Consider the following 22,387-nt stretch of genomic DNA (forward strand, 5'->3'; position numbering starts at 1 on the left):
ATTTGAAAAAGCTGAATAAAGCAGAGACTCTTGTGGCCCTTGCGGGCTGCGTTCTGATCCTCTATCTTCTGTTCCTGAAACCCTTCACCGGCGTTGCCGACAACGGGGATTTCAAACGCATGATGGAGACGGTCGGACTGAATTATTATGACAGCACAGAAAGCTACGCGGACCGCTTTTTCGGCTATAGCCATAGCCGATTTTCCTACGAAAATCTGTTCAAGGGCTTCTATCCTTCTTCGCAAATTCTCGTTGTGCTGGTGCCAAGACTGCTTGCCGGGCTAGTACATGGCAGCTATTTCGATATCCGGCTGGTTGCCTGTGTCTACGCGCTGCTGCTGCTGTCTGCGACATGGCTGATCGTGAAGCTGGGGGCCAAAAGCTCCTATATTACGGGTCTGCTGCTGGGTGCGGCGCTGTTGTTTGTCTTCTATGACATTGGTTATCTGGCCTATTTTAATACGCTGTTCGGTGAGCCGGTATCGATGGTGTTCATGCTGCTCACCTTCGCGCTCGGACTCCGGCTGGCCGGATCCGAGCGGCCGGCGGCGGGCGGGCTGAAGCTGTTCTTCGTGGCCGTGCTGTTTCTGATCTGCTCCAAAATCCAGAATGCACCTGTCGGCCTGGCGTTTGCGCTGATCTTCCTGCGTTTGCGGACGCTGAATGGAACAGGCAACTGGCGCAAGCTGGCGCTCCGGTTCGCGGTGGCAACAGCGCTCGTGTCCGTGGCTTTGTACGTGGCCGCACCGAAGGAACTGAAGCATATCAATCTCTATCAGACCGTATTCTTCGGAATCCTGAACGAATCTCCGGATGTGCGCGGTGATCTGCGTGAGCTGGGTCTGCCGGAGCGGTTGGAAGTGCTGGCGGGTACGAATTATTTCCAGGCCGGCACGGCCATTAAGCAGGATGATCCTTCGCTTACAGCGGATTTCTATAATCTTGTATCTCATACAGACGTACTCTTCTTCTATCTGGGACATCCTTCGCGACTGGTAGAGAATATGAAATATGCAGCGAAGAACAGCATGTCCATCCGTCCCTATTATCTTGGAAGCTATGAGAAAAGCATGAATAAGCCCAAGGGGGCTATCGACTATACCTATAGTACATGGAGCCAGTTCAAGAAGAATTATCTGCCGCATACACTCGGGTTTCTGGCTCTATTCTACCTGGTGTATTATGCGATTGTAATGACTCACTATTTCCGCAGCAGGGGGCAGCAGGCGCGGATTGCCGGTGAACTGATGATGCTGCTGGGACTGATCGGGTTATTCTCATTCCTTGTTCCGGTGCTGGGTGACGGCCGGGCGGATATCGGCAAGCATCTGTTCCTGTTCAATGTCTGTTTCGATATGATGGCGGTAGCGATGTTTGGCTGGGCTGTGCATAAACTCGTTATGCTTTTGAAACCTGTTTTCGCGGCAAACCGCTAATTGACCCGTTACGGATTATAGAATACAATGTGTTTGGAACTTTAGTAAAAGAGTGGAAAATGGCTTGGAACAGCCTCATCCTACAAGGGGGCCGCTATGGGTAATGATGATTACAAGGACAAGATTGAACAGGCAAGGCAGGAACTGAACAAACTAGCCCTGGAACACGGGATGCAGGATGTAAGGGTGCTTCGCCAATCGGTAAAGCTGGATGCGCTCCTAAACGAATACAGTGATTGCAATACAGAGAAGGACGACCAGCTTTATTAGAGAATCAAAGAGCAGCTTTGTAAATTCAAAAGACACTTTAACGGCAGATGTGCCGCTAAAGTGTCTTTTTTGATTGTATAGGGAAATAGGATATTCGTCTGTTGTGGATATGTTTCTTTGGAAATTGGAGCAGGTCCGTCTGAAGGACAAATTGGTTCTGGTACCGGCAATCCCACCGAATCCCCGAAAGCCGGAGGTGTGGGAGCAAAGGGATAAATCCCTCTGATTCCGCCGGATGCGGGCGGCAGGCAGGAATGAGGGGCAAAAGTGCCCCTGAATATGCCGAAAGTGGGCGGCAGGCGGGAAAGAGGGGCAAAAGTGCCCCTGAATCCGCCGAAAGTGGGCGGCAGGCAGGAATGAAGGGCAAAAGTGCCCCTGAATCCGCCGAAAGTGGGCGGCAGGCAAGAATGAGGAGCAAAAGTGCCCCTGAAGGCAGGAGAAGATCAAAGGATAAATCCTTCTCAATCCGCCGAATGCAGGCGGTATGGGGAGATTAAAGGGATAAATCCCTCTAATTCCGCTGAAAGTGGACGATATGAGGAAATTAAAGGGATAAATCCCTCTGATTCCGCCAAAAGTGGGCGGTAGGAGGAAATTAGAGGGATAAATCCCTCTAATTCCGCTGAAAGTGGACGATATGAGGAAAGTAAAGGGATAAATCCCTCTGATTCCGCCGAAAGAGGGCGGTATGAGGAAATTAGAGGGATAAATCCCTCTGCTGATTTCGCCGGACACTGGCCCAAGGCAAGAATGAGGGGCGAAAGTGCCCCTGATTTTACCGGCGGCTGCCCCAAACAAAAGTAGTCAGAATAGAGCAAAGTGAGATGGGCTTAAAATCTACATCAGCTGCACCGGCTGCATAGCTCCAGCCTAATTCACCTGCTAGGGTGATTTTGTTCTGTTATATGTCCGAAGCATCCGAAGCATAGTCATCTCCCAGCAGCTCACGGAGCATTCTCTGCCGGTCGGTCATGAAGGCCCGCGTCACCGTATAGTGGTCTGTGTCTTCCAGAGCCACAGGCGTAATGCTCTCTCCCTCCAGCAGGAATATATCCGCACCCGGATAGGACATCAGAATCGGGGAGTGAGTAGCGATGATGAACTGGGAGTTCTGTGCTGCCAGCTCATGCATCCGAACCAGCAGCGACATCTGCCGCAAGGGGGACAAGGCCGCCTCCGGCTCGTCCAGGATATAGATGCCCTGTCCGCCGAAGCGGTGGACGAAAGTGGAGAAGAAGGATTCTCCATGGGACTGCTCATGCAGAGAATTGCCGCCGTAGGAGTCTTTGATGGATCTCCCAGCCTCCGGGTCCTCGTCCAGCTCATCGATATAAGTAGCCACATTGTAGTAACTCTCCGCACGCAGGAAGAAGCCGTCCTTCGGCCGCTTGACCCCTTTGGCAATCCGCAGATATTCATAGAGACTCGAATGCGAGGCTCGGGTGTTAAAAGAGAAGTTCAGCGTCCCGCCCTCCGGATTGAACCCCCAGGCGGCTGCGATTCCCTCCAGTACAGTCGATTTTCCTGTTCCGTTCTCCCCTACAAGAAATGTGACCTGCTTCCGAAAAGCAATCCGCTCCAAAGCCCGCACCACCGGCAGATTAAACGGATAGGTGTCAAAGGAAGGCACCTGTTCACGAAGCAGGTCTACATGGCGGAGATAGAGCATCGGGTCATACATCGAACTCATTTTTAAATCCCTCCTCTTAGCCGGATAGATGGAAAACTGTTCCTTCGATTCTATATGAATTTTAGGGTGCCCGCAAAGCACCTGACTAAAGGCTTCGGCGCTACCCCCGCACTTTTCGGGGAACTGGAGTGGATGAAATCTGCAAAGGTTCGGGCCATGCGGGCGAAAGACAGGGGGCATGTGCCAATTTCGCCGCAATACAGACAGATGTCCATGAGGCGGATGCTGACTCCGCATATAGTACACTGTCTTGAGAATATGACGGGGCAGGGTGAAGGCCGTGAAAGCAAAAAAGAGAAACGTGCGTCCGCGGGATTACCGAGACGGTTACACGCAAGGGTACCATCTCGGCTTGTGTGAAGCCGTGAAGCGTCTGAATTCTCCTGTAGTGGGTGCATGCCGGCCGTTTAAGCTGATGTATGTCCCCCAAGGGTTTCAGGCGATAGACACGGGAGTAACAGAAGCGCTGCGGCAGCTGGTCAGTGAGCTAATTATCTGTTCTCCGGAAACCATGCTGGAGGTGGCATCGCGTGAGTCGCCGGGAGCGGTGCTAGTGATGAACGGGCTGCATGTGTTTCCCGAGAACCATCTGGAACAAATTACGGAAATAAGAAAACTGGGTATTCCGACAGCGATCTGGTTTGTGGATGACCCTTATTTTACCGAGGACACATCAGTCATTTGCCGGCACTATGATTACGTGTTTACACACGAACTGGGCTGCGTGGAGTTCTACCGTTCGCTGGGTGTGACTTCGGTGCATTACCTTCCGCTGTGCGTCAACCCGCAGATGTTCTACCCGCGCCGTACCGGACCGCAGTATCAATACGATGTTGTGTTTATCGGCAATGCCTTCCGCAACCGGACGGAGCTGTTCGATGAGCTGGCCCCGTTCCTCCGCGGCAAGAAGGTGCTGATCGCCGGTGGCTTCTGGGAACGGCTGAACACCTTCGAAGAGCTGTCTCCATTCATCAAAAGCGGCTTCATCCCTCCCGAGGAAACGGCCAACTATTACAGCGGTGCCAAGCTTGTCATTAATATTCACCGTCCGTGGGAAGGCGGGCAGGACAACCGGAATACCTTCCAGCTGCCGTCCCTCTCCATTAATCCCCGGACCTATGAGATCAGTGCCTGCGGAACGATGCAGCTGACCGATATCCGCGAGGACCTGGGCAGCCACTACCGTCCAGGTCATGACCTGGAGACCTTTGCCTCTGCCGACGAGCTGAAACGCAAAATTGACTATTACCTGAAGCATGAGCAGGAGCGCCGCAAGTATGCGCTGCGGGGGCTGCAGACGACACTGCGCCACCACACGTTTACCGCGCGATTGCCTCATTTGCTGGGAGTTCTTGCTGCACAAGGGTGAAATCCATTATGGGATAGAAGGAGCGAATAAACATGAATAATCAATTTATAATGCCTGCGCCGCCTCTGCCGCGGACCCCTGCGGAAGAGCAGAAACTGAGTGGCCGCCTGACCGGCTTCAAGGTTGGATACGACGAAGGGTACCTGCGCGGACGCCTGGCGATTCTGGATGGCCGGCCGGAAGAGCCGCTTCCGGTACGCAATATCCATGTCATGTATGTGGCTTCAGGCAAAGGGTATCCGTATTCTCCGCTTGATGATGCGGTACTCTTCGCCCTGCAAAGACTGACCGCGCAGGTAACCATTACGGATGTACGCCAGAATCTGGTGGAGCTGGCTTCGGCCCAGCGTCCGGATCTGGTCCTGGTCCTGGACGGTCTGGATTTACCGCTGGATCAGGTCGCCGTTCTGCGCGGCAGAGGCATTAAGACTGCGATATGGCTCACCGATGATCCGTACTATACGGATTTCACCATGAAAATCGTCGCCCACTATGACTATGTATTCACTCTGGAGCGTAATTGCGTGGAGTTCTACCGCGGCCTCGGGTGCACTGAAGTTCATTATCTGCCTTTTGCCGCCCACCGCGAGCATTACCGCCCGACTACCGGACGTTCGCCGGTCAGCCGCGATGTCAGCTTCATCGGGTCTGCTTACTGGAACCGGATCAATTTCTTCCGCGATATCATGCCGGAGCTGATGAGCTACAACACGGTGATTAACGGAATCTGGTGGGACCGTCTGCCGGAAGCGCCTATCTATGGTGACCGGATTGAGATCGGTAAATGGATGTCTCCGCAGGAAACGGCAGTCACCTACAGCGGTTCGAAGATTGTCATCAACCTGCACCGCTCCCACATTGATGAGGTAGCCAATAACAATACGCTGTATATTCCGGCCGCATCGCCGAATCCCCGCACCTTCGAAATCGCCGCCAGCGGCACGCTGCAGCTCAGTGACGCCCGGGATGACATGGGTTCCTTCTATAAGGTCGGGGAAGAGATTGACACCTTCTCAAGTCCGCAGGAAATGATGGATAAAATCCGTTTCTACCTGACGCATGAGGAGGAACGCCGGGATATGGCGCTGCGCGCTTTTGAACGGACCCTGAAGGATCACACCTACACCAAACGCCTGAATCAGCTGCTGACGGTTATTTACGGCTAAACACTCCGCAGAACGCTTCAAAAATGTGCGCATCACCGGGGACAGGTGTCGTGCCGGCATCTGTGCCCCCTCAATATACTGGATGGAGTACCGGGTTATGATGTTAGCCTGCCTGCGGCGGATATCCACCGGATGAAAGAAAGTAAAACTTAGCGCATGCTCGTAAAACTTAAGATGATGCTTCCGGAGCGAGTTTTACACGAAGAAATGCTCTGCAGTGAATGCTTCGTAAAACTTAAGTATATGCTTCCGAAGCGAGTTTTACTGCGATGAAAATGCTCTGAAGTGAATGCTTCGTAAAACTTAAGTTTATGCTTTCGAAGCGAGTTTTACTGCGATGAAATTGCCTTGATGCTAAGCTTCGTAAAACTTTTAGGGAGGTGAATGGCTGCTCCACAGCCCCTCGCGGGGGAGCGCCGAGACACCATGGCCGACAAAGCTACAATCGTCCTCTTTTCCCATGTTTCCAATACACGCAGTATTACGGGTGCGGAGAAGCTGCTGTTGTTCTTCAGCCGGGAGCTGTCTCCTTACTTTAATTGTATTCTCGTAGCCCCGCAGGACGGGAAGCTGACGCGCCTGGCTCGGAGCTACGGAATCAATGTCCAGCTGTTATCTATTCCGCTTGTCTATGGAATGTACACTCCATACGCAGGCCTTCCGGCAGACATCCGCAAGCTTCAGGAGAGCCGTGAGTACCAGGAGCTGAGTGACTGGCTTGCGGGTGTGCGCCCGTCGTTCATTATTTCCAGTACCTGTGTGCATGCTCTGCCGCCGATGGCAGCGAAATCACTGGGCATTCCGGTGGTGTGGAAGATCTCCGAGACCATTACGGATAATGAATTCACTCCGATCAGCGTGGAGCTGATCCATAACAACAGCGATGAGATTCTGGCCATCTCGCAGACGGCTGCGGCTTGCTTCCCCGAGGATATCCGTGAAGGCAAGGTGACCCAGCTCCCCCCGTCCTGGAATGAAACGGAAATGATGTTTGAAGCCTGGAGCAAGCTCCGGGGAGAACGGCGGAGTGAATTGAAGGTAGCGCCGGAGGAACCGCTGATCGGTTATGTCTCTTCCTTCATTAATAAAGAAAAAGGTCTGGAGCATTTCGTCAAAATGGCTGTCCTTGTGCATGAGCAGCATCCGGCAGCCCGCTACATTGTAGTGGGTTCCCCCGGAGACAAAAGCTATTATGAACGCTGTGTCCGCAAAGTGAAGCTGGAGGGGTTAACCTCCCGGTTCAGATTTGTCGGATATGAAGAATGTCTGCCCGCAGCCTACTGCGCCATGGATCTGCTGGTCGTTCCCAGCCTGATCCGTGAAGGCTTCGGCATGACGGCACTGGAAGGCTATGCCTTCGGTAAGCCGGTAGTCGCTTATGATTCCGGCGGCTTGCGGGAGATTCTGAACGCTGCAGGCTGCGGTGAGCTGCTTGTGCCTGCGGCCAACATCGGTGCGCTGGCCGAGCGGGTGAACCTGCTGCTGGCTGCTCCGGCCATGGCGGCTGCCATTGGCAGCCTGGCGCGGGAACGCATCGAGGCCGTCTACGGCCCGGCGGCTTACCGCGCCCGCCTGTACGGCTTAGCGGAGAGGTGGCATCTCCGCTACTGCCTCGCGCCGCCGCAAGTCAGCGGCGCCGAAGAAGCCCCGCCCGCAGCCCCGCCCGCAGCTCCGCCGGCGGGCGGGGCGGGGGCCCCCGCGGCAGAGGCGCCGCGGGTACGCCCCTCGCGCCGCGCCGCGCGGCTGCGGGGCGCGAAGCTCCGGCGCGCGGCAGGCTGCGCCGCGCCAAAGCCCGGGCGCGCGCGGCGGGAACGCGCCCGCGCCGTAAGAAGCGCGCGGCAGGCTCCGCGCGCCGGAAGGCCAGCGGCGGCGGCAAGCACCGCCGCGCGGGCCATGCGCGCCGCCGGGGAAGACGGCGGCGCAAGGCGGGCTGAGGTCCGCAGGGAGTCCGCGGACCGGCACTTTGCCGGCGCTGCGCCAGCCGCCGCCGGAACCGCACTCCTCAGAGGGATAAATCCCTCTGAATCCGCCGCCCCCGCCGGAATCGCGCTAATTAGAGGGATAACTCCCTCTAAATCCGCCGCCCCCGCCGGAATCGCGCCAATCAGGGGCACAAATGCCCCTGAATCTCGCTCCACCCGCCGGAATCGCGCCAATTAGAGGGATAAATCCCTCTGAATCCGCTGCCCTCGCCGGAATCGCGCTAATTAGAGGGATAACTCCCTCTAAATCCACCGCCGCCGCCGGAATCGCGCTAAATAGAGGGATAAATCCCTCTAAATCCGCCGCCCCCGCCGGAATCGCGCCAATTAGAGGGATAAATCCCTCTAAATCCGCACTACCCGCCGGAACCGCACTAATTAGAGGGATAACTCCCTCTAAATCCACCGCCACCCGCCGGAATCGCGCTAAATAGAGGGATAAATCCCTCTAAATCCACCGCCCCCGCCGGAATCGCACTAATTAGAGGGATAAATCCCTCTAAATCCGCCGCCGCCGCCGGAATCGCACCAATCAGGGGCACAACTGCCCCTGAATCCGCCGCCCCCGCCGGAATCGCGCCAACCAGGAGCACAAATGCCCCTGAATCCGCCACCCCCGCCGGAATCGCGCCAATCAGGGGCATAAATGCCCCTGAATTCGCTCCACCCGTCGGATTCGCGCCAATCAGGGGCATAAATGCCCCTGAATTCGCTCCACCCGCCGGAATCGCACCAATCAGGAGCACAAATGCCCCTGAATCCGCTCCACCCGCCGGAATCACCAGAATCAGGGGCACAAATGCCCCTGATTCAGCTACAACCGCCGGAATCACCAGAATCAGGGGCACAACTACCCCTGATTCCAACGTTACTGGCGGGCCAGCCCTTCGCCGCCGCTGCGCCGGACCGGCTGCCAGCTCTGACAGAACCGCCTGCCCCTTACTTGAGGGCAGGCCATAATCAAAGGGGAGTGAACCCATGAAGATCATGACGATTTTGGGCACACGGCCCGAGATCATCCGCCTCAGCGTCATCATTCCGCTGCTCGATGAGCATGCGGAGCGGCATGTGCTGGTGCATACGGGACAGAATTTCACGGCCAGCCTCAGCGGGATATTCTTCGCCGAGCTGGGACTCCGCGCACCGGACTATGTGCTGCAGGATAAGCAGGCCGGACTCGGGGGCCAGCTGGCCGCCATGTTCGGGAGCCTGGAGAGCATCCTGCTTCAGGAGAAGCCGGACCGGATTCTGCTGCTCGGCGATACCAACAGTGCGCTGTGTGCAATCCTTGCCGAGCGGATGGGTATTCCTGTCGTACACATGGAAGCAGGCAACCGCTGTTACGATTTGAAAGTGCCGGAGGAGAAAAACCGCCGTGTCATAGATGCCGTCTCGACCATAAATATGCCTTATACCCAGCAGAGTAAAAGACATCTGCTCAGCGAAGGATTTCCCAGCCAGCGTATCGTGTTAACCGGCAATCCGATCCATGAGGTGATTACGCATTATGAGGAGCAAATCGGGTCCAGCGATATTCTGTCCCGGCTGAGCCTTGAAGCAGGCCGGTATCTGCTGGTGACTGCCCACCGGGCCGAGAATGTCGATGATCCTGAATCCCTGCTCCAGATTATGTCGGGACTTAACCTTGTGGCTGAACATTATGGACTCCGCCTGATCTGCAGCATCCATCCCCGTACACGCTCCAAGCTTACGGAGCAGTTCCCGCTGACTATGAACCCGCTGGTGGAATTCCATGAGCCCTTCGGATTTTTTGATTTTGTCCATCTGGAGCGTTATGCCCTGTGCGCCATTACGGACAGCGGCACCGTTCAAGAGGAATGCTGCCTGATGGGGGTGCCGACAGTGACCATCCGCCGGACCACAGAACGTCCGGAGACGGTCGATTGCGGAAGTAATGTAGTATCCGGCGTAGAGCAGAACAGCATTCTGCGCTGCACCCGGCTGATGACGTCGCTTAAGCCTGCCTGGGAGGCGCCGGAAGGGTACCTGACCCCCGATGTCTCGGTTAAAGTAGTTAAATTTCTGCTTGGAGGGAACCTGCATGTTCAATAATAAACGGATTCTGGTTACAGGCGGTACCGGTTCCTGGGGGCATGAGCTTATCCGGCAACTGCTGCCGCAGCATCCCAAAGAAATCATCGTATTCTCCCGCAGCGAGTCTGCACAGGTAGCCATGAGCCGTGAATTTGAGGATAAGCGCCTCAGCTTCGTCATCGGCGATATCCGTGACAAGGATGCCCTCGTGGCTGCATGCCGCGGAGTGGATTATGTGTTCCATCTGGCGGCGCTCAAGCATGTTCCGGTCTGCGAAGACCAGCCGTACGAGGCGCTGAAGACCAATGTGGTCGGCACGCAGAATGTGATCGAAGCAGCGATTGCCAACAATGTGGAAAAAGCGATCTACATCTCCACCGACAAAGCAGCCAATCCGTCGAACTTCTACGGCATGACCAAAGCGATCGGCGAGAAGCTGTTCGTATACGCCAACCTGATCGGTTCAGGCACCCGCTTTGTAACGGTGCGCGGCGGCAATGTTCTGGGGACGAACGGCAGTGTCGTCCACTTGTTCATGAAGCAGATCAAGGACAAGGGACAGGTGCGGATCACAGATATGAATATGACCCGCTTCTTCTTCACCCTGCGCGATGCCATCACGCTGCTGTTCAAAGCTTCAGAGGTCAGCATCGGCGGCGAGATCTTCGTCATGACCATGCCAACCTGCCGGATTGTGGATTTGGCTGAGGTACTGATCGAAGCTTCGGGCAGAAGAGATGTCAGCATGATCGAGGCTGGGATCCGCCCGGGTGAAAAAATCCATGAGATTCTCATGAGTGATTTCGAGAGCTTAACTACCGTTGTCTACGATGAGCAGTATCTGGTTATTCTTCCTACCCTGGATATGCCGGAGCTGAAGGAGCACTACCGCGAATACCCGCATGTGTCCTTCAACAGCTTCAGCTCGGAGAACAATCTGATGGATCAGGCAGAGATCAAGGACATTCTGATCCGGGGAGGGTTCCTCAAGTGAAGCTGCTTATCCTCGGCGGAAACGGTATGGCGGGTCACATGCTGGCGGATTTTTTTCGCCGCCAGGGCAAGCATCACGTCTTCCATACAACCCGGGATAAGAACGATCTTGGCGGGCTGTATGTGGATGCCGATGACATCGCCGGCGTAGAGAAACTGGTCGAAATCGTCTCTCCCCATTGCATGATTAATGCAATGGGTGTCCTGAATCAATTCGCCGAACGTGATGTAATCGGCGCTTACCATGTCAACGGATTCCTTCCCCACCGTCTGCGGCGGGCAGCGGACAGCGTCCATGCCCGGCTCATCCACATCAGTACCGACTGCGTGTTCGAAGGAACGCGCGGAGGGTACACGGAAGAGGATGCCACTGACGGCACATCGGTTTATGCCATCACCAAAAGCCTTGGAGAAGTGCGTGACCCCGGCCACCTGACGATCCGCACCTCCATTATTGGTCCCGAAATCCGCTCCGGCGGCATCGGGCTCATGGAATGGTTCCTGGCCCAGAAGGGCCGGGTAACCGGCTATGAACGTGTGATGTGGAACGGAGTCACCACCCTGGAGCTGGCCAAAGTGATCAGTTCCCTGCTGGACTCTGATCTGTCCGGGCTGATCCATCTGGCCCATCCCCGGCCGGTGAGCAAATATGAACTGCTGCAGATGATGCAGTCGGCGTTTCATAAGGAGGATGTCAAGATCATCCCCGAACGGGTCCATGTGCAGGACCGGACGCTGATCAGCACCAGAAGCGACGTGAACTTCGAATTACCGTCCTATCCCGAGATGCTTGCGGAGCTGGCGGACTTTATGCACGGCTCAGAGATGCAGACATGAAGGGCCGGAGGCTGCTGATAACCGGAGCCGCCGGCTTTACCGGCAGGCATGCCGTAGCTTATTTTGCGGCTGAGGGAGCTGAAGTGACCGCTGTGGTACGCCGCAGCGCAGCGGAAGCTTCCGTCTTCCCGGCAGGCGTTCAGCCCTATGTCTGTGATCTCGGTGACCGCAAGGCTGTCGCCGGAATGATTGGAGAGATCATGCCGGATCAGGTGCTGCACCTGGCAGGCAAGAACTCGGTTCCGGAGTCCTGGCAAGACCCGCTGCTCTATATGGAGACTAATGTAATGGCTACATTGTATTTGCTTGAGGCGCTGCGTTTCCAGCCGGCCAGCCGTATCCTGGTGGCCGGCTCCCGGCTTAAGTACAGACCGGATTCCGGGGCAGGTCCGCCGCATCCTTACAGTCTCAGCAAGACGCTGGAGGAACTGGTGTCGCTGGCCTGGGGGACGCTGTTCAAACAGCCTGTTCTGATGGCGGAGCCCTCCAATCTGATTGGTCCCGGACCATCCACCGGCTTCTGTTCCTTACTGGCACAGCATATTGTGCGCAGTGAAGCTGCGGCCGGCAAGGGAGAAGCTCCACCGGCAGCCTTCAGGCTCTCCTCGCGGCATGTCCTGCGCGACTTTCTGGATGTGCGTGATGCCGTTAGAGCGTATGGCTATATTCTGAATCACGGAGAGACCGGGAAGATCTACCGGATCGATTCCGGGACGCAGCGGGAGCTTGGGGAGATTGCCGGGAAGCTGCTGGCTCATGCAGCGGTTCCGGTGGAGATGGACTGGGGACCGCAGCATGCGGAGGAAGGTCAGGCTGCTGCTTCCCCAGCATCTGCCGTTCCGGCGAAGCCTTCGTCTGCATCTGCTGGTAGAGAAGTGCTGCAGGAAGAACCTGAGGACAATGCCGCTATTCTTGGCTGGAAGCCGGGGATCGGTCTTGACCGGTCACTTGCGGATATCATCGGCTATACAAGGGCCGGCAAGGAAGGAAGAATATGATGAAGCCCAGAGTATCGGTAATCATTCCCTTTTATAATTGCCCTTATATTGAGCAGGCGCTGCAAAGCGCCTTGGCTCAATCCTGGCAGCCTTATGAGATTATTGTGGTTGATGACGGATCATTCATACATGCAGAGCGCATTGCTCCGTACTTGCCGCATATCCACTACCTGGGCAAAGCCAATGGCGGTACCGCCTCCGCACTGAATCACGGTATTGCCCATGCTACAGGGGATTATGTAGTCTGGCTTAGCTCGGATGATATGTTCTATCGTGACAAAATCAACAACCAGGTTCTGTTCATGGAGCAGAACCGTTTGCTGATCACGTACACGAATTTCAACTTCATTAACGGGGATTCGCAGCTGACCCAGCTGAACGCAGCCGCTGTGTTTCATAACCAGCTGGACTACTTACGCTGTTTCCTGCAGGGCAATCCCATCAACGGCTGCACCGTGATGTTCAAGCGGGAGATATTCGGAGCCATCGGCCTGTTCAATGAAGCTCTTCCGTACACTCATGATTATGATTTGTGGTACCGGGCGATTCTGAACGGATACCCTCCTATTATGCTCAATCAGTCTTTAACGGCCTACCGCCGGCATGACGGCATGGGGACGATCAAACATTATGATGTCATCATGGCTGAAGCCGCAGCGACTAATGCCCGCTATCATGCCCCGCTGAGTAGCCTGATCGCTTCCATGGGCGGCTAATCAGGAGTAGAAATAAGAAGCGGCTGCAACTAATCAAGCTCTTCCGCAGTGAGTTTTGCGAAGAGAGTTCAGGAAGTTGATGTTATCACAACTTTTAGGAGGGAAAGCATATGTACCGGGAAATAGAAGTGAAAGACTTCCTGCCGGTCCTGCTGGAGCAGCTGAAATTCTCCGAGAGTATCCTGGATATCGGCAGCGGTACCGGTACGCTGCTGGAACGATATGAAGCGGCTGTTGTGCTGGGGCTGGATATCCACAGACCTTATCTGCTGCACCGCAAATACAAATCCCCGCATATCATTCCGGTTCATGCCGATGCCAGCCATATTGATAAGCTGTTTCTGCCGGGAACATTCTCTGCGGTTACGCTGATTGATTCCCTGGAGCATTTCTCGATGAGAGAAGGCACGGAGCTGCTGCGGAAAGCGGAGATCATTGCTTCGAACCGGGTAGTCGTATTCACGCCGCGGGGGTTCTTCCCGCAGGAGGGAAAGGATCATTTCAACCTGCACGGAGAGTATTACCAGAAGCACTGGAGCGGCTGGGAGCCTGAGGATTTCCTGAAGCTGGGCTACGCTGTAACCGTACTGAAAGGCTTCCATCATGCGGAGAATCCTTCATTCCGTGAAGCGTTTGGCGAGGATCATGCGCCGCTGGATGCTTTGCTGGCCTGCAAAACAGTATAAATTGAATCGGGAAGGAGGTGAGCGCATGATTCCAAAAACCAAGGTTTCGGTGGTGATTCCCTTCTACAATTGCCCTTATGTGGATCTGGCGGTGAAGAGTGTGCTGGCTCAGAGCTACCCGGACATTGAGCTGATCGTTGTCGACGACGGGTCTACACGCTATATGGAGAAGCTTGAGGCGTACAAGGACAATATTGTGTATATCCGCAAAACAAACGGTGGCACCGCCTCGGCGCTCAACATGGGAATCAAGGCGGCCAGCGGAGCTTATTTTGCCTGGTTAAGTGCTGACGACCTGTTCCACCCGGATAAAATCAAAAGGCAAATGGAAGCCATCCGCAGCTCTGGAACCTCCTTCAGCCATACGGCCTATTACTATATTAATGAGCTCGGAGAGCGGTTCTCGGGAGTCATCAGCATGCCGTTTCATAACAGGGGTGATCTCATTGAGACCATGATGTCAGGCTGTCCGGTGAACGGCAGCTCGGTTCTGCTCGACATGGAGATTTTCAATAAGGTTGGACGGTTTAACGAGAAGTTCCTGTATACACAGGATTATGATCTGTGGCTGCGTATCCTGCCGCATTATGAATGGTCCTATATCGAGGAGCCGCTGCTGGATTACCGTGTGCACAAAGAGATGGGCTCTGTCATACACAGTGAAGCGCAGAACCGGGAGATTGCTCTGGTGCAGAGCAGGCATCAAGGCATTCTGACGCAGCTGCTGAGAAAGGAGAGAGGGAAATGAGACTGACATTCCCGATTCTGACGTTGTCCAGAGGCGGTGCGCAACGGATGCTGGCCGAGCTGGCTAACCGTCTGGCGGAAATCGGCCATGAGGTGGTTGTTCTTTTACCCAGTCACGGCATTGTGGAATATGAAATGAAATGCCCCATTATCACTGCACCGGCAACGGTGCTGACCGAAGATGATTTTCCATACGGGGATGTGATCATCTCCAACTATTATACAACGGTGCCGGTTGCAGAGCGGGCCAGTAAACAGGGCAAGGGGCTGCATATCCGGCTGGCCCTATGCTATGAGCCGACTTTTTTACCCAATAATAATCTGTCGTTCGCCTCTTATAATATCACCCGCAACCTGCTAGTACTCTCACGCTGGCAGCAGGAGATCATACGGATTAATCATGGCATTAAGGGCAGAATTGTTCCGATTGGTCTAAACCCTGATTTCACTAATACCCATTTACGCGGCAGAGGCGGGAATAAGATTGTCGTCTCGGCCATTATGCGCCGTCCCGAGGGCGGGTTCTCCGGCCACCGGGAACAGGATTATCTGCTTCAGCAGCTGGATATAGTGAAACAGCGGCATCCTGAAGTGGAGATATATATTATCACGCCACCGTCAGAATATGCTTCCTCCGAGACGCTGCAAGCGCTGCTTGGGGATGGACGGTTTCAAATACGTACTCCGGGTAATGATTCTGAGCTGTCGTATCATTATAACGAGAGCGACATTTTTGTCAGCTCCAGCACCTATGACACCGGCTCATTGCCGGGGCTGGAAGCTATGCGCTGCGGTGCCGCGCTGGTCACCGTATATTCCGGGGGCAATCTCGAATACTGTGTACACGGGCATAACTGCCTAATGTCGTACCGATATGAGAACCGGTTGGCCGAGGATGTCTCTGCACTTGTGTACAATAAAGAGCTCCGTCAGCGTCTGGCCGCGAGAGGAGAGCTGGACTCGGGGCGCTTCACCTGGGAGAGAAGCATGCAGATCTTTCAGACAGAGCTGTTTGAGATTGTATCCAAACAGGGCGTATAACCCAAAAGAACCTTCAAGACCCGGATGCTGTACGGGGTTGAGGGTTCTTTTTCACGTTATTTTCAGAAGATAGAGAAGGAATTCATCATTTCACGGAAGGAGTGGGCATATTGCTCGAATCCAAACCGCGATACCATATGCTGGCGGCCCTGCTGGCGGATCGCTTCACGCAGCGGAATGTTGTTCATTAGCTCCAGCCCTTCGTTTACAGCCGCTTCCAAATTTCCGATCGGGTAAAATTTACCCGTAATGTTGTGGGTAATAAACGATCTGACCCCGTCAGAATCGGTGCTAAGTACAGGACAGGTACAGCAGATGGCCTCAGCTACAGCATACCCGAAGCCCTCTGTGATAGAGCTTGACAGCAGGAACCCCCCGGAACCGGCGATGGATGAGTAATATACCGGCATAATATGATTTGGAATGTTGGTGAACACACTGAGGCGGTCTTTCAGGCCCAGGGATTGCAGCTCTCTGTTAAATTGTTCCTTCTGGTCATCTGCAGCAAGATCGGGATCATGAAACATCCAGAGATGAAGATCAGGCTTGTGGAGCCGGATCTGATGGGCAATCTTCAGATATTCACTCCAGTTCTTATTGGTTTCCAGCCGTCCTACCCAGGCGATGACCGGATCGCAGGGCGGTTCACCGGGGATATGCTGGAAGGACTGCACATCCACGATGTTGGGAATGACATAACGGTGCAGCCAGGGACAAATCTCGATAAACAGCTCCAGTAAGTGATCGGTCGGGGGGATCAGAACAGCATTGCAGTAGGAGCGGAGAAAAGGCACAGAATCAATAATCAGATTCCTCGCATCACTGCGCTTGCCAAGTCCCTGAGATTCATATATCAGAATACGGCCATACCCCAACCGGCGCAGACGTTCCAGCAGTAAATAGTCTGAAGTTACAATAATGGCATCATAATTATGCGTATCCAGCACCGCTTTGATCTCTGCATCCACGGAAGTGATAAACACCGGGAAGTTTGTCTGGTTGTGGCTTCCGGACCCCGGCATGAGGTAGAGCACGTGGCATTCGATGCCGCTTTTCTGAAGACTCTCACACCGCAGCTTGTTCAGTGTCTCTACCCCGCCGCTTGGTACATAAAACGTGAATAAAACCTTCAAGATCACCCCTCCTGACATTAACCTTGCGGAGAAACACAGTCTGCTGTTTATAAGATACGCCAAGTTTCACTTACGCGTGACGGTTAAAGAGCGATGTGCCAAATCCTTTCAGGATAGCTTGGCAGGGCAGAGGCCATGCTAAAGCTTGTTACGCTGCACTTAACTATTCTTATGACGGGGGATGAACGGATGTTACGGTCGAAATTCGGTCTAACGGTTTCTGCTGCGCTGCTGCTGGGCGCGGTGAGTATTACAGGATGCGGTGCGAATAACTCTGCAACGGGCAATACGGTGGAAACGAAAAGTGTACGGGGGACGGACGGACGTATTCACGTCAACTCTGCACAGAACGGAATGCGTGCGAATTCCTTCGACAGTATGGAGATGAGCGAGGAGCTGGCGAACCGTGTGGCGGCCATGCCGGAAGTCCGTTCAGCCAACGTAATGCTGGTAGGCAAAAGCGCTTATGTAGCCGTAATGCTGGAAAATGCGTCCGGAGGAGTCCATGCCAAGAGTACCCGGGGAATCCAGTCGTACAGCTATGGCAGTACCAGCGGCAGCGGCACATCCGGGATGCTGAGCGGTACAGGCAGACCGGCAGGCGGACTGGAAACAGGGATAGGTGCCGGAATGGGTGGAATGGACAACAGTATGCGTACCGGTAGAGGAACCGCAGCCGGTAATCCGGGCATGACAGGAACAGGCGGTTCTATTGCCGGAATTCCGGGAAGCATGACGGGCACGGGTACAGTAGGCGGTACGGGCGTTGCAGATCCGGAGAATTATCTGGGGAACGGCAACAACGGTATCATGTCCCGCAGCAATATGGTCGATGGACGCCATATGAAACGCGACATCGATGAAAGCCTGGGCAATACCATCGGAATCCGCAGTGTAACGCCGGGTAACGGAACCGCGATTACGGATAAGGACACGCTTACCCAGGACATGAAGGATAAGATCGCCGCAGAAGTGAAAAAAGGGAAGACAGACCTTAACAATGTGTATGTTTCGGCCAACCCCGATTTCGTTGAGCGGGCAGATTATTATGCACAGGAATTCCGTGCAGGGCATCCGCTTAAAGGCTTTGCGAATGAATTCCGCACGATGGTCGAACGGATTTTCCCTACGCGCAGCGGGTATTAAGCGTTAAGCATTAAGTAAACTGCCCTGTCTCAATTAGGCTAGTATTCCAGAGGAATATGATGCTTATTCAGTATGAGGGCATAGCACAGACACAAACAGCCAAGCAGCCACTGCACCCGAATCCGGGCCGAAGGGCTGCTTGGCTTGCTTATACATATATAGAATGGATCAGGGCAGCAGCAGACAGCTCGCAGCTTACCCGATTTCAGCCTCCAGCTTGCGTCCGCCAATCCAGACTCCGCGCAGATTCAGCTCATCGTCCAGCAGCAGGATATCGCCGCGTTTGCCTGCCTCCAGCGACCCGATAGACCGCTGCATGCCAAGCGACACCGCAGGGGTAAGGCTGGCTGCCTGTGAAGCTTCCTGCAGGCTGAGGCCGATCTCCTGAACCAGGTAGCGGAAGCCGCGGATCATGGTCAGTGTACTGCCGGCGAGCGACTCAGGATGTTCCTTCAGCGTGGCAATCCCGCCGCTCACAATAACGGGCAAATCGCCGATGGCATATTCCCCGTCGCTGAGTCCGGTCGCCGACATGGCGTCTGTGATCAGCAGCAGGTTATGCCCGTTCTTGAGCCGGGCGATAATGCTGATCGCTGCCGGATGAACATGAATGCCGTCAGCAATCACCTCCGCGCGGATGCGCGGATCGAACAGGACGGCACCTGCGGTCCCCGGCTTGCGGTGATGCAGCGGCGTCATGGCATTGAACATGTGCACAGCCTGGTTTAAGCCGGCATCTGCAGCGGCAATAACCTCTTCGAACGTGGCGTCCGTATGGCCGAGCGCTGCCGTAATTCCATGCTTTCGCAGCCACTGGATGGCTTCCAGTGCGCCCTCGCGTTCCGGAGCCAGTGTAACCTGGCGGATCATCCCCGGATACCGGGCTTCCCATTCCTCCAGCCATAACGTATTGGCCGGAACAATATGCCCGGGATTCTGTGCTCCGGGCCATTTCGGGCTGATGAACGGCCCTTCTAGATGTACGCCTGCCAGCTGGGCATAAGGCATGCCGCCTTCAGCGGAGCGATAAGCATTCACTTCAGACAGCACGCGGTCAATGTCATCCTTGGCGGCAGTCATAGTTGTAGCCAGCATAGACGTTGTGCCTTGCGAAGCATGGAAGCGTGTAATGGTATCCAGTGAATCAGCGTCGCTGTACATGAAATCGTAACCGGCCCCGCCATGCACATGTACATCAACAAATCCGGGAATCAGCAGTCCCTCTGGTTCAGGTGAAGTTCCCGTCTGCCAGCTAGCATAGGCTGCCGGAAGCCAGGCCGCCTCTCCGGCATATTGGATCAGGCCTTCCGAGACGGCAATTACGCCCTTTTGGATGACCCCGTCAGGAGTAAGGACTTTGCCGTACAGCAGTTCACCGGATGAAACGTTTATTTCAGCCATTTTGCTGCTCCTTCATCAAGCAGGACCACAACATTCGGATGGCTCTGCAGCAGCGAGGCGGGGCATTGGGTAGTGATTGGACCCTCCAGCGCATTTTTTACCGCTTCCGCTTTCTCTTCCCCGCGCACCAGCAGCACAATCTGCTTGGCCTTTAGAATACCGCCGATGCCCATCGTCACGGCCTGCCGGGGCACATCCTCCAGCCTGTCGAAGAAACGGGCGTTGGCTTCCAGTGTTTCCTCCAGCAGATCAACGACATGCGTGCCGCTGCTGAGGCTGGCATCCGGCTCATTGAAGCCGATATGGCCGTTGCTGCCGATGCCGAGAATCTGCAGGTCCACAGGACCGTTATCTTCCAGCATCCGGTCATAAGCCAGGCATTCGGCATCCAGATCCGGCGCATTTCCGTTAGGGACATGGGTACGGGCCAGGTCAATATCGATATGGTTGAACAGATGCTCATTCATGAAGCTTCTGTAGCTCTGCGGATGATCTACGGGCAGACCGACGTATTCATCAAGGTTATAGGAAGAGGCTTTGGCGAAGCTCACAATGCCCTTGCGGTGCATTTCCACCAGCTTCGCGTACACGCCGACCGGAGAGCTTCCGGTAGCCAGACCCAGCACGGCCTTGGGATTGCTCTGCACCAGGCTGGCGATCAGGTTCGCCCCGGTTACTGCGAAATCTTCTTCGTTCTGGAATTTCAAAATATTCATTATGATTGTCCTCCCCGTTTATGACGGTAGTGTTGTACATTCAAATACGACTGCTCCAGCTTGGGAATGAAATCCCCGAACCGGGTGCTGACCATGCCGGTGAACAGAATATCGATAATATGCAGCTGTGCGATCCGTGAAGCCATATCACCGCGCCGCATACCCTGCTCAAGTGATGATGAGAACAACGGGATATCGGCCAGTGTTGCCAGTGTGCTGCTTCCGTATGATGTCAATGAGACTGTGGCTGCGCCGCTTGCCGCGGCACAGGTTAACGCATCGATGGTCTCCGGGGTTTCACCCGAGTAAGAGACCGCAAACGCGACATCACCGGCAGCGAGCGAAGAAGCGGAAGTAATCTGCATATGCGAATCGGCAAAAGCTGTGCAGTTCACGCCGATGCGGATCAGCTTCTGATAGAAATCCTGGGCGACAATGGATGAAGTTGCCATCCCGTACAGATCGACCCGCCGTGCCCGGCAGAGCAGATCGATCACGCTCTGCAGCCGTCCGAGATCGAGCAGCGAGGTGGTATCCCGGATGGAGGCCAGATGATTGGCCTGCATCGCCTCCACAATGAACGGCAGCGGATTGCCTGCTACGATATCCTGGTAAGAGGAGCCGCCATCCTGCGGCGAAGCATCGCTGTGGGCGAGCTCAGCCGCCAGCTTGACTTTGAAATCAGGGAATCCTTTGAAATGCAGCACCTTGCAGAACCGCGTAATGGTTGCCGGGCTGATGCCGCACTCTTCGGCCAGATCCGTAATCCCCATATGAACAATTTCCCCCGGAGAAGCCAGTATGCGCTCCGCCAGCTTGCGTTCCATTTGCGACAGCTTGGGCTTGTCATGCTCCAGGGCATGCAGAATTGGAGACAAGTACTCACCTTCTTTTCTTCGTTCTTTGTAATCCTGTAGTTTGTTTGTACTTATGTTGACGCTAAAGCTGACGCTGATTTCTGTGTTTTGTGGAATAGATGAGCAGTGAAGCTGAAATATTTCCTGAAATTATTTTAACCAATACACCAATAATAAAGAAAATTATTTTCATACTCAGAATAAAACAAATCGCCCCAGGATGCAATAGTGAGTTTGCCCTAAGGGGGCGGGAGACATGCCGGCTGGAAGTGTGATAGCTGGGGAGGTGCTTGATGGGGTGGCGCCTGCGGTGGACACGTCTGCCGAGAATATGGTACGCCGGGGAGGGAAGTACTGGCTGGTGATTCGCCTGCGGGACGCGTATGCCGGGGATGTGTCTGTTGGAGAAGCGTCTGCCAGTGATGTGTCTGCTGGAAGTGCGTATGGGGGAACGGCCCTCCGGAGGGGGGCCAGCTGGAAATGCATCTGCTGTAGACGCGCCTGCCGGGACACACCTAGTCGTAGACCTGCCTGCCGGAGCTCGTCGGATGGAACCACGTCTGCTGGAGAAGCGCCCGCCGAAGATGCGCTTGTTGGGGAACGGCCCTCCGGAGGGGGGCCAGCTGGAAATGCACCTGCCATAGAAGTGCCTGCCGGGACACACCTAGTCGTAGACCAGCCTGCCGGAGGTGCGTTTGATGGAACCGAGTCTGCTGGAGATGCGCCCGCCGAAGATGCACTTATTGGGGAACGGCCCTCCAGAGGGGGGCCAGTTGGAAATGCACCTGCCGTAGACGCACCTGCCGGGACACACCTAGTCGTAGACCTGCCTGCCGGAGGCTCGTCGGATGGAACCACGTCTGCTGAAGATGCGTCCGCCGAAGATGCGCTTGTTGGGGAACGGCCCTCCGGAGGGGGGCCAGCTGGAAATGTGCCGATAATGTATCTGCTGGGAATACGTCCGTCCGCCGGGGAATTAGTTGGATTTTCGTCATTTAAACCAGTCTTATTCTGCTTGTTGTTGAATTTAAGTGGATTTATGTTACTTAATTCTACTCATATCTTCGTCGTTTGCTATTTGAGTAAAAATAAGTGTTGTTTTTCCAACTGTGATACTGTAAACAGGATTTCTTCCATTATTAGGTGAC

The 22,387-nt window shown here is 54.8% G+C and carries 20 protein-coding genes; 14 read left to right on the forward strand and 6 right to left on the reverse strand.

The genetic code is table 11. The annotated features are described in order from the left end of the window. The first annotated feature begins 2 nt into the window (after nucleotides 1-2). Both MHI42_RS26720 and MHI42_RS26725 read left to right on the forward strand, forming a co-directional pair. On the forward strand, nucleotides 3-1,436 hold the full coding sequence (locus MHI42_RS26720) for a hypothetical protein (protein WP_342421147.1): 1,434 nt from the start codon (nucleotides 3-5) through the stop codon (nucleotides 1,434-1,436). A 96-nt stretch (nucleotides 1,437-1,532) separates the two neighbouring features. After that, nucleotides 1,533-1,706 carry an aspartyl-phosphate phosphatase Spo0E family protein gene (locus MHI42_RS26725; RefSeq protein ID WP_171718320.1) on the forward strand — a complete coding sequence of 58 codons (174 nt, stop codon included), beginning with the start codon at nucleotides 1,533-1,535 and terminating at the stop codon, nucleotides 1,704-1,706. Nucleotides 1,707-2,607: 901 nt separating this feature from the next. On the opposite strand, the gene MHI42_RS26730 is transcribed toward MHI42_RS26725, so the two are convergent. Continuing rightward, entirely contained in the window at nucleotides 2,608-3,387 is a 780-nt protein-coding gene (locus MHI42_RS26730; RefSeq protein WP_342424809.1) for an AAA family ATPase, read from the reverse strand. Nucleotides 3,388-3,676: 289 nt separating this feature from the next. Between MHI42_RS26730 and MHI42_RS26735 the strand changes: the two genes are divergently transcribed. The 3 genes from MHI42_RS26735 (at nucleotide 3,677) to MHI42_RS26745 (ending at nucleotide 8,091) form a co-directional block, all read left to right on the forward strand. Further along, nucleotides 3,677-4,765, forward strand: a complete 1,089-nt coding sequence (locus tag MHI42_RS26735; protein WP_342421148.1) for a DUF3880 domain-containing protein — start codon at nucleotides 3,677-3,679, stop codon at nucleotides 4,763-4,765. A gap of 32 nt (nucleotides 4,766-4,797) precedes the next feature. Then, on the forward strand, nucleotides 4,798-5,931 hold the full coding sequence (locus tag MHI42_RS26740; protein ID WP_171718318.1) for a glycosyltransferase: 1,134 nt from the start codon (nucleotides 4,798-4,800) through the stop codon (nucleotides 5,929-5,931). A gap of 426 nt (nucleotides 5,932-6,357) precedes the next feature. Continuing rightward, nucleotides 6,358-8,091 (forward strand): glycosyltransferase, encoded by a 1,734-nt coding sequence (locus MHI42_RS26745; protein ID WP_342421149.1) that lies wholly within the window; start codon nucleotides 6,358-6,360, stop codon nucleotides 8,089-8,091. A gap of 196 nt (nucleotides 8,092-8,287) precedes the next feature. On the opposite strand, the gene MHI42_RS26750 is transcribed toward MHI42_RS26745, so the two are convergent. Next, nucleotides 8,288-8,902, reverse strand: coding sequence for a hypothetical protein (locus MHI42_RS26750; RefSeq protein ID WP_342421150.1), 615 nt, complete (start codon nucleotides 8,900-8,902; stop codon nucleotides 8,288-8,290). Between MHI42_RS26750 and wecB the strand changes: the two genes are divergently transcribed. The 8 genes from wecB to MHI42_RS26790 all read left to right on the forward strand — a co-directional run bounded on the left by wecB (nucleotide 8,892) and on the right by MHI42_RS26790 (nucleotide 15,986). Further along, entirely contained in the window at nucleotides 8,892-9,986 is a 1,095-nt protein-coding gene (gene wecB / locus MHI42_RS26755) for a UDP-N-acetylglucosamine 2-epimerase (non-hydrolyzing) (protein WP_076247552.1), read from the forward strand. The two genes, MHI42_RS26750 and wecB, sit on opposite strands and share 11 nt — an antisense overlap. Next, nucleotides 9,976-10,962: a polysaccharide biosynthesis protein gene (locus MHI42_RS26760; protein ID WP_042139752.1), complete on the forward strand. Its 987-nt coding sequence runs from the start codon at nucleotides 9,976-9,978 to the stop codon at nucleotides 10,960-10,962. Before wecB ends, MHI42_RS26760 begins: the two co-directional genes overlap by 11 nt. After that, on the forward strand, nucleotides 10,959-11,798 hold the full coding sequence (locus MHI42_RS26765) for an SDR family oxidoreductase (protein WP_342421151.1): 840 nt from the start codon (nucleotides 10,959-10,961) through the stop codon (nucleotides 11,796-11,798). Before MHI42_RS26760 ends, MHI42_RS26765 begins: the two co-directional genes overlap by 4 nt. Next, nucleotides 11,795-12,796 carry an NAD-dependent epimerase/dehydratase family protein gene (locus MHI42_RS26770; protein WP_342421152.1) on the forward strand — a complete coding sequence of 334 codons (1,002 nt, stop codon included), beginning with the start codon at nucleotides 11,795-11,797 and terminating at the stop codon, nucleotides 12,794-12,796. The genes MHI42_RS26765 and MHI42_RS26770 overlap by 4 nt, the downstream gene beginning before the upstream one ends. Then, nucleotides 12,796-13,512, forward strand: a complete 717-nt coding sequence (locus tag MHI42_RS26775) for a glycosyltransferase (protein ID WP_342424810.1) — start codon at nucleotides 12,796-12,798, stop codon at nucleotides 13,510-13,512. The genes MHI42_RS26770 and MHI42_RS26775 overlap by 1 nt, the downstream gene beginning before the upstream one ends. A 110-nt stretch (nucleotides 13,513-13,622) precedes the next feature. Continuing rightward, entirely contained in the window at nucleotides 13,623-14,198 is a 576-nt protein-coding gene (locus MHI42_RS26780; protein WP_042139748.1) for a class I SAM-dependent methyltransferase, read from the forward strand. 25 nt (nucleotides 14,199-14,223) lie between these two features. Then, entirely contained in the window at nucleotides 14,224-14,946 is a 723-nt protein-coding gene (locus MHI42_RS26785; protein ID WP_171718756.1) for a glycosyltransferase, read from the forward strand. Then, complete coding sequence (locus MHI42_RS26790; protein WP_342421153.1) at nucleotides 14,943-15,986, forward strand: glycosyltransferase family 4 protein; 1,044 nt, start codon at nucleotides 14,943-14,945, stop codon at nucleotides 15,984-15,986. Before MHI42_RS26785 ends, MHI42_RS26790 begins: the two co-directional genes overlap by 4 nt. 62 nt (nucleotides 15,987-16,048) lie before the next feature. Here the strand turns inward: MHI42_RS26790 and MHI42_RS26795 are convergent, their stop codons facing one another. Next, nucleotides 16,049-17,125 carry a glycosyltransferase family 4 protein gene (locus MHI42_RS26795; RefSeq protein WP_305954227.1) on the reverse strand — a complete coding sequence of 359 codons (1,077 nt, stop codon included), beginning with the start codon at nucleotides 17,123-17,125 and terminating at the stop codon, nucleotides 16,049-16,051. Nucleotides 17,126-17,308: 183 nt separating this feature from the next. Between MHI42_RS26795 and MHI42_RS26800 the strand changes: the two genes are divergently transcribed. Continuing rightward, nucleotides 17,309-18,265 carry a YhcN/YlaJ family sporulation lipoprotein gene (locus MHI42_RS26800; RefSeq protein ID WP_171718754.1) on the forward strand — a complete coding sequence of 319 codons (957 nt, stop codon included), beginning with the start codon at nucleotides 17,309-17,311 and terminating at the stop codon, nucleotides 18,263-18,265. A gap of 195 nt (nucleotides 18,266-18,460) precedes the next feature. Here MHI42_RS26800 and nagA read toward each other — a convergent pair whose 3' ends face one another. The 3 genes from nagA to MHI42_RS26815 are packed head-to-tail and all read right to left on the reverse strand — an operon-like array spanning nucleotide 18,461 to nucleotide 21,260. Further along, nucleotides 18,461-19,666, reverse strand: coding sequence for an N-acetylglucosamine-6-phosphate deacetylase (nagA, locus tag MHI42_RS26805; RefSeq protein ID WP_342421154.1), 1,206 nt, complete (start codon nucleotides 19,664-19,666; stop codon nucleotides 18,461-18,463). Beyond that, on the reverse strand, nucleotides 19,654-20,382 hold the full coding sequence (gene nagB / locus MHI42_RS26810; protein WP_171718752.1) for a glucosamine-6-phosphate deaminase: 729 nt from the start codon (nucleotides 20,380-20,382) through the stop codon (nucleotides 19,654-19,656). The genes nagA and nagB overlap by 13 nt, the downstream gene beginning before the upstream one ends. Next, complete coding sequence (locus MHI42_RS26815; protein WP_042217199.1) at nucleotides 20,382-21,260, reverse strand: MurR/RpiR family transcriptional regulator; 879 nt, start codon at nucleotides 21,258-21,260, stop codon at nucleotides 20,382-20,384. Before MHI42_RS26815 ends, nagB begins: the two co-directional genes overlap by 1 nt. Nucleotides 21,261-22,387 lie beyond the last annotated feature (1,127 nt).

The sequence above is a fragment of the Paenibacillus sp. FSL E2-0178 genome (assembly GCF_038593005.1).
Taxonomy (GTDB): domain Bacteria; phylum Bacillota; class Bacilli; order Paenibacillales; family Paenibacillaceae; genus Paenibacillus_AQ; species Paenibacillus_AQ phytohabitans.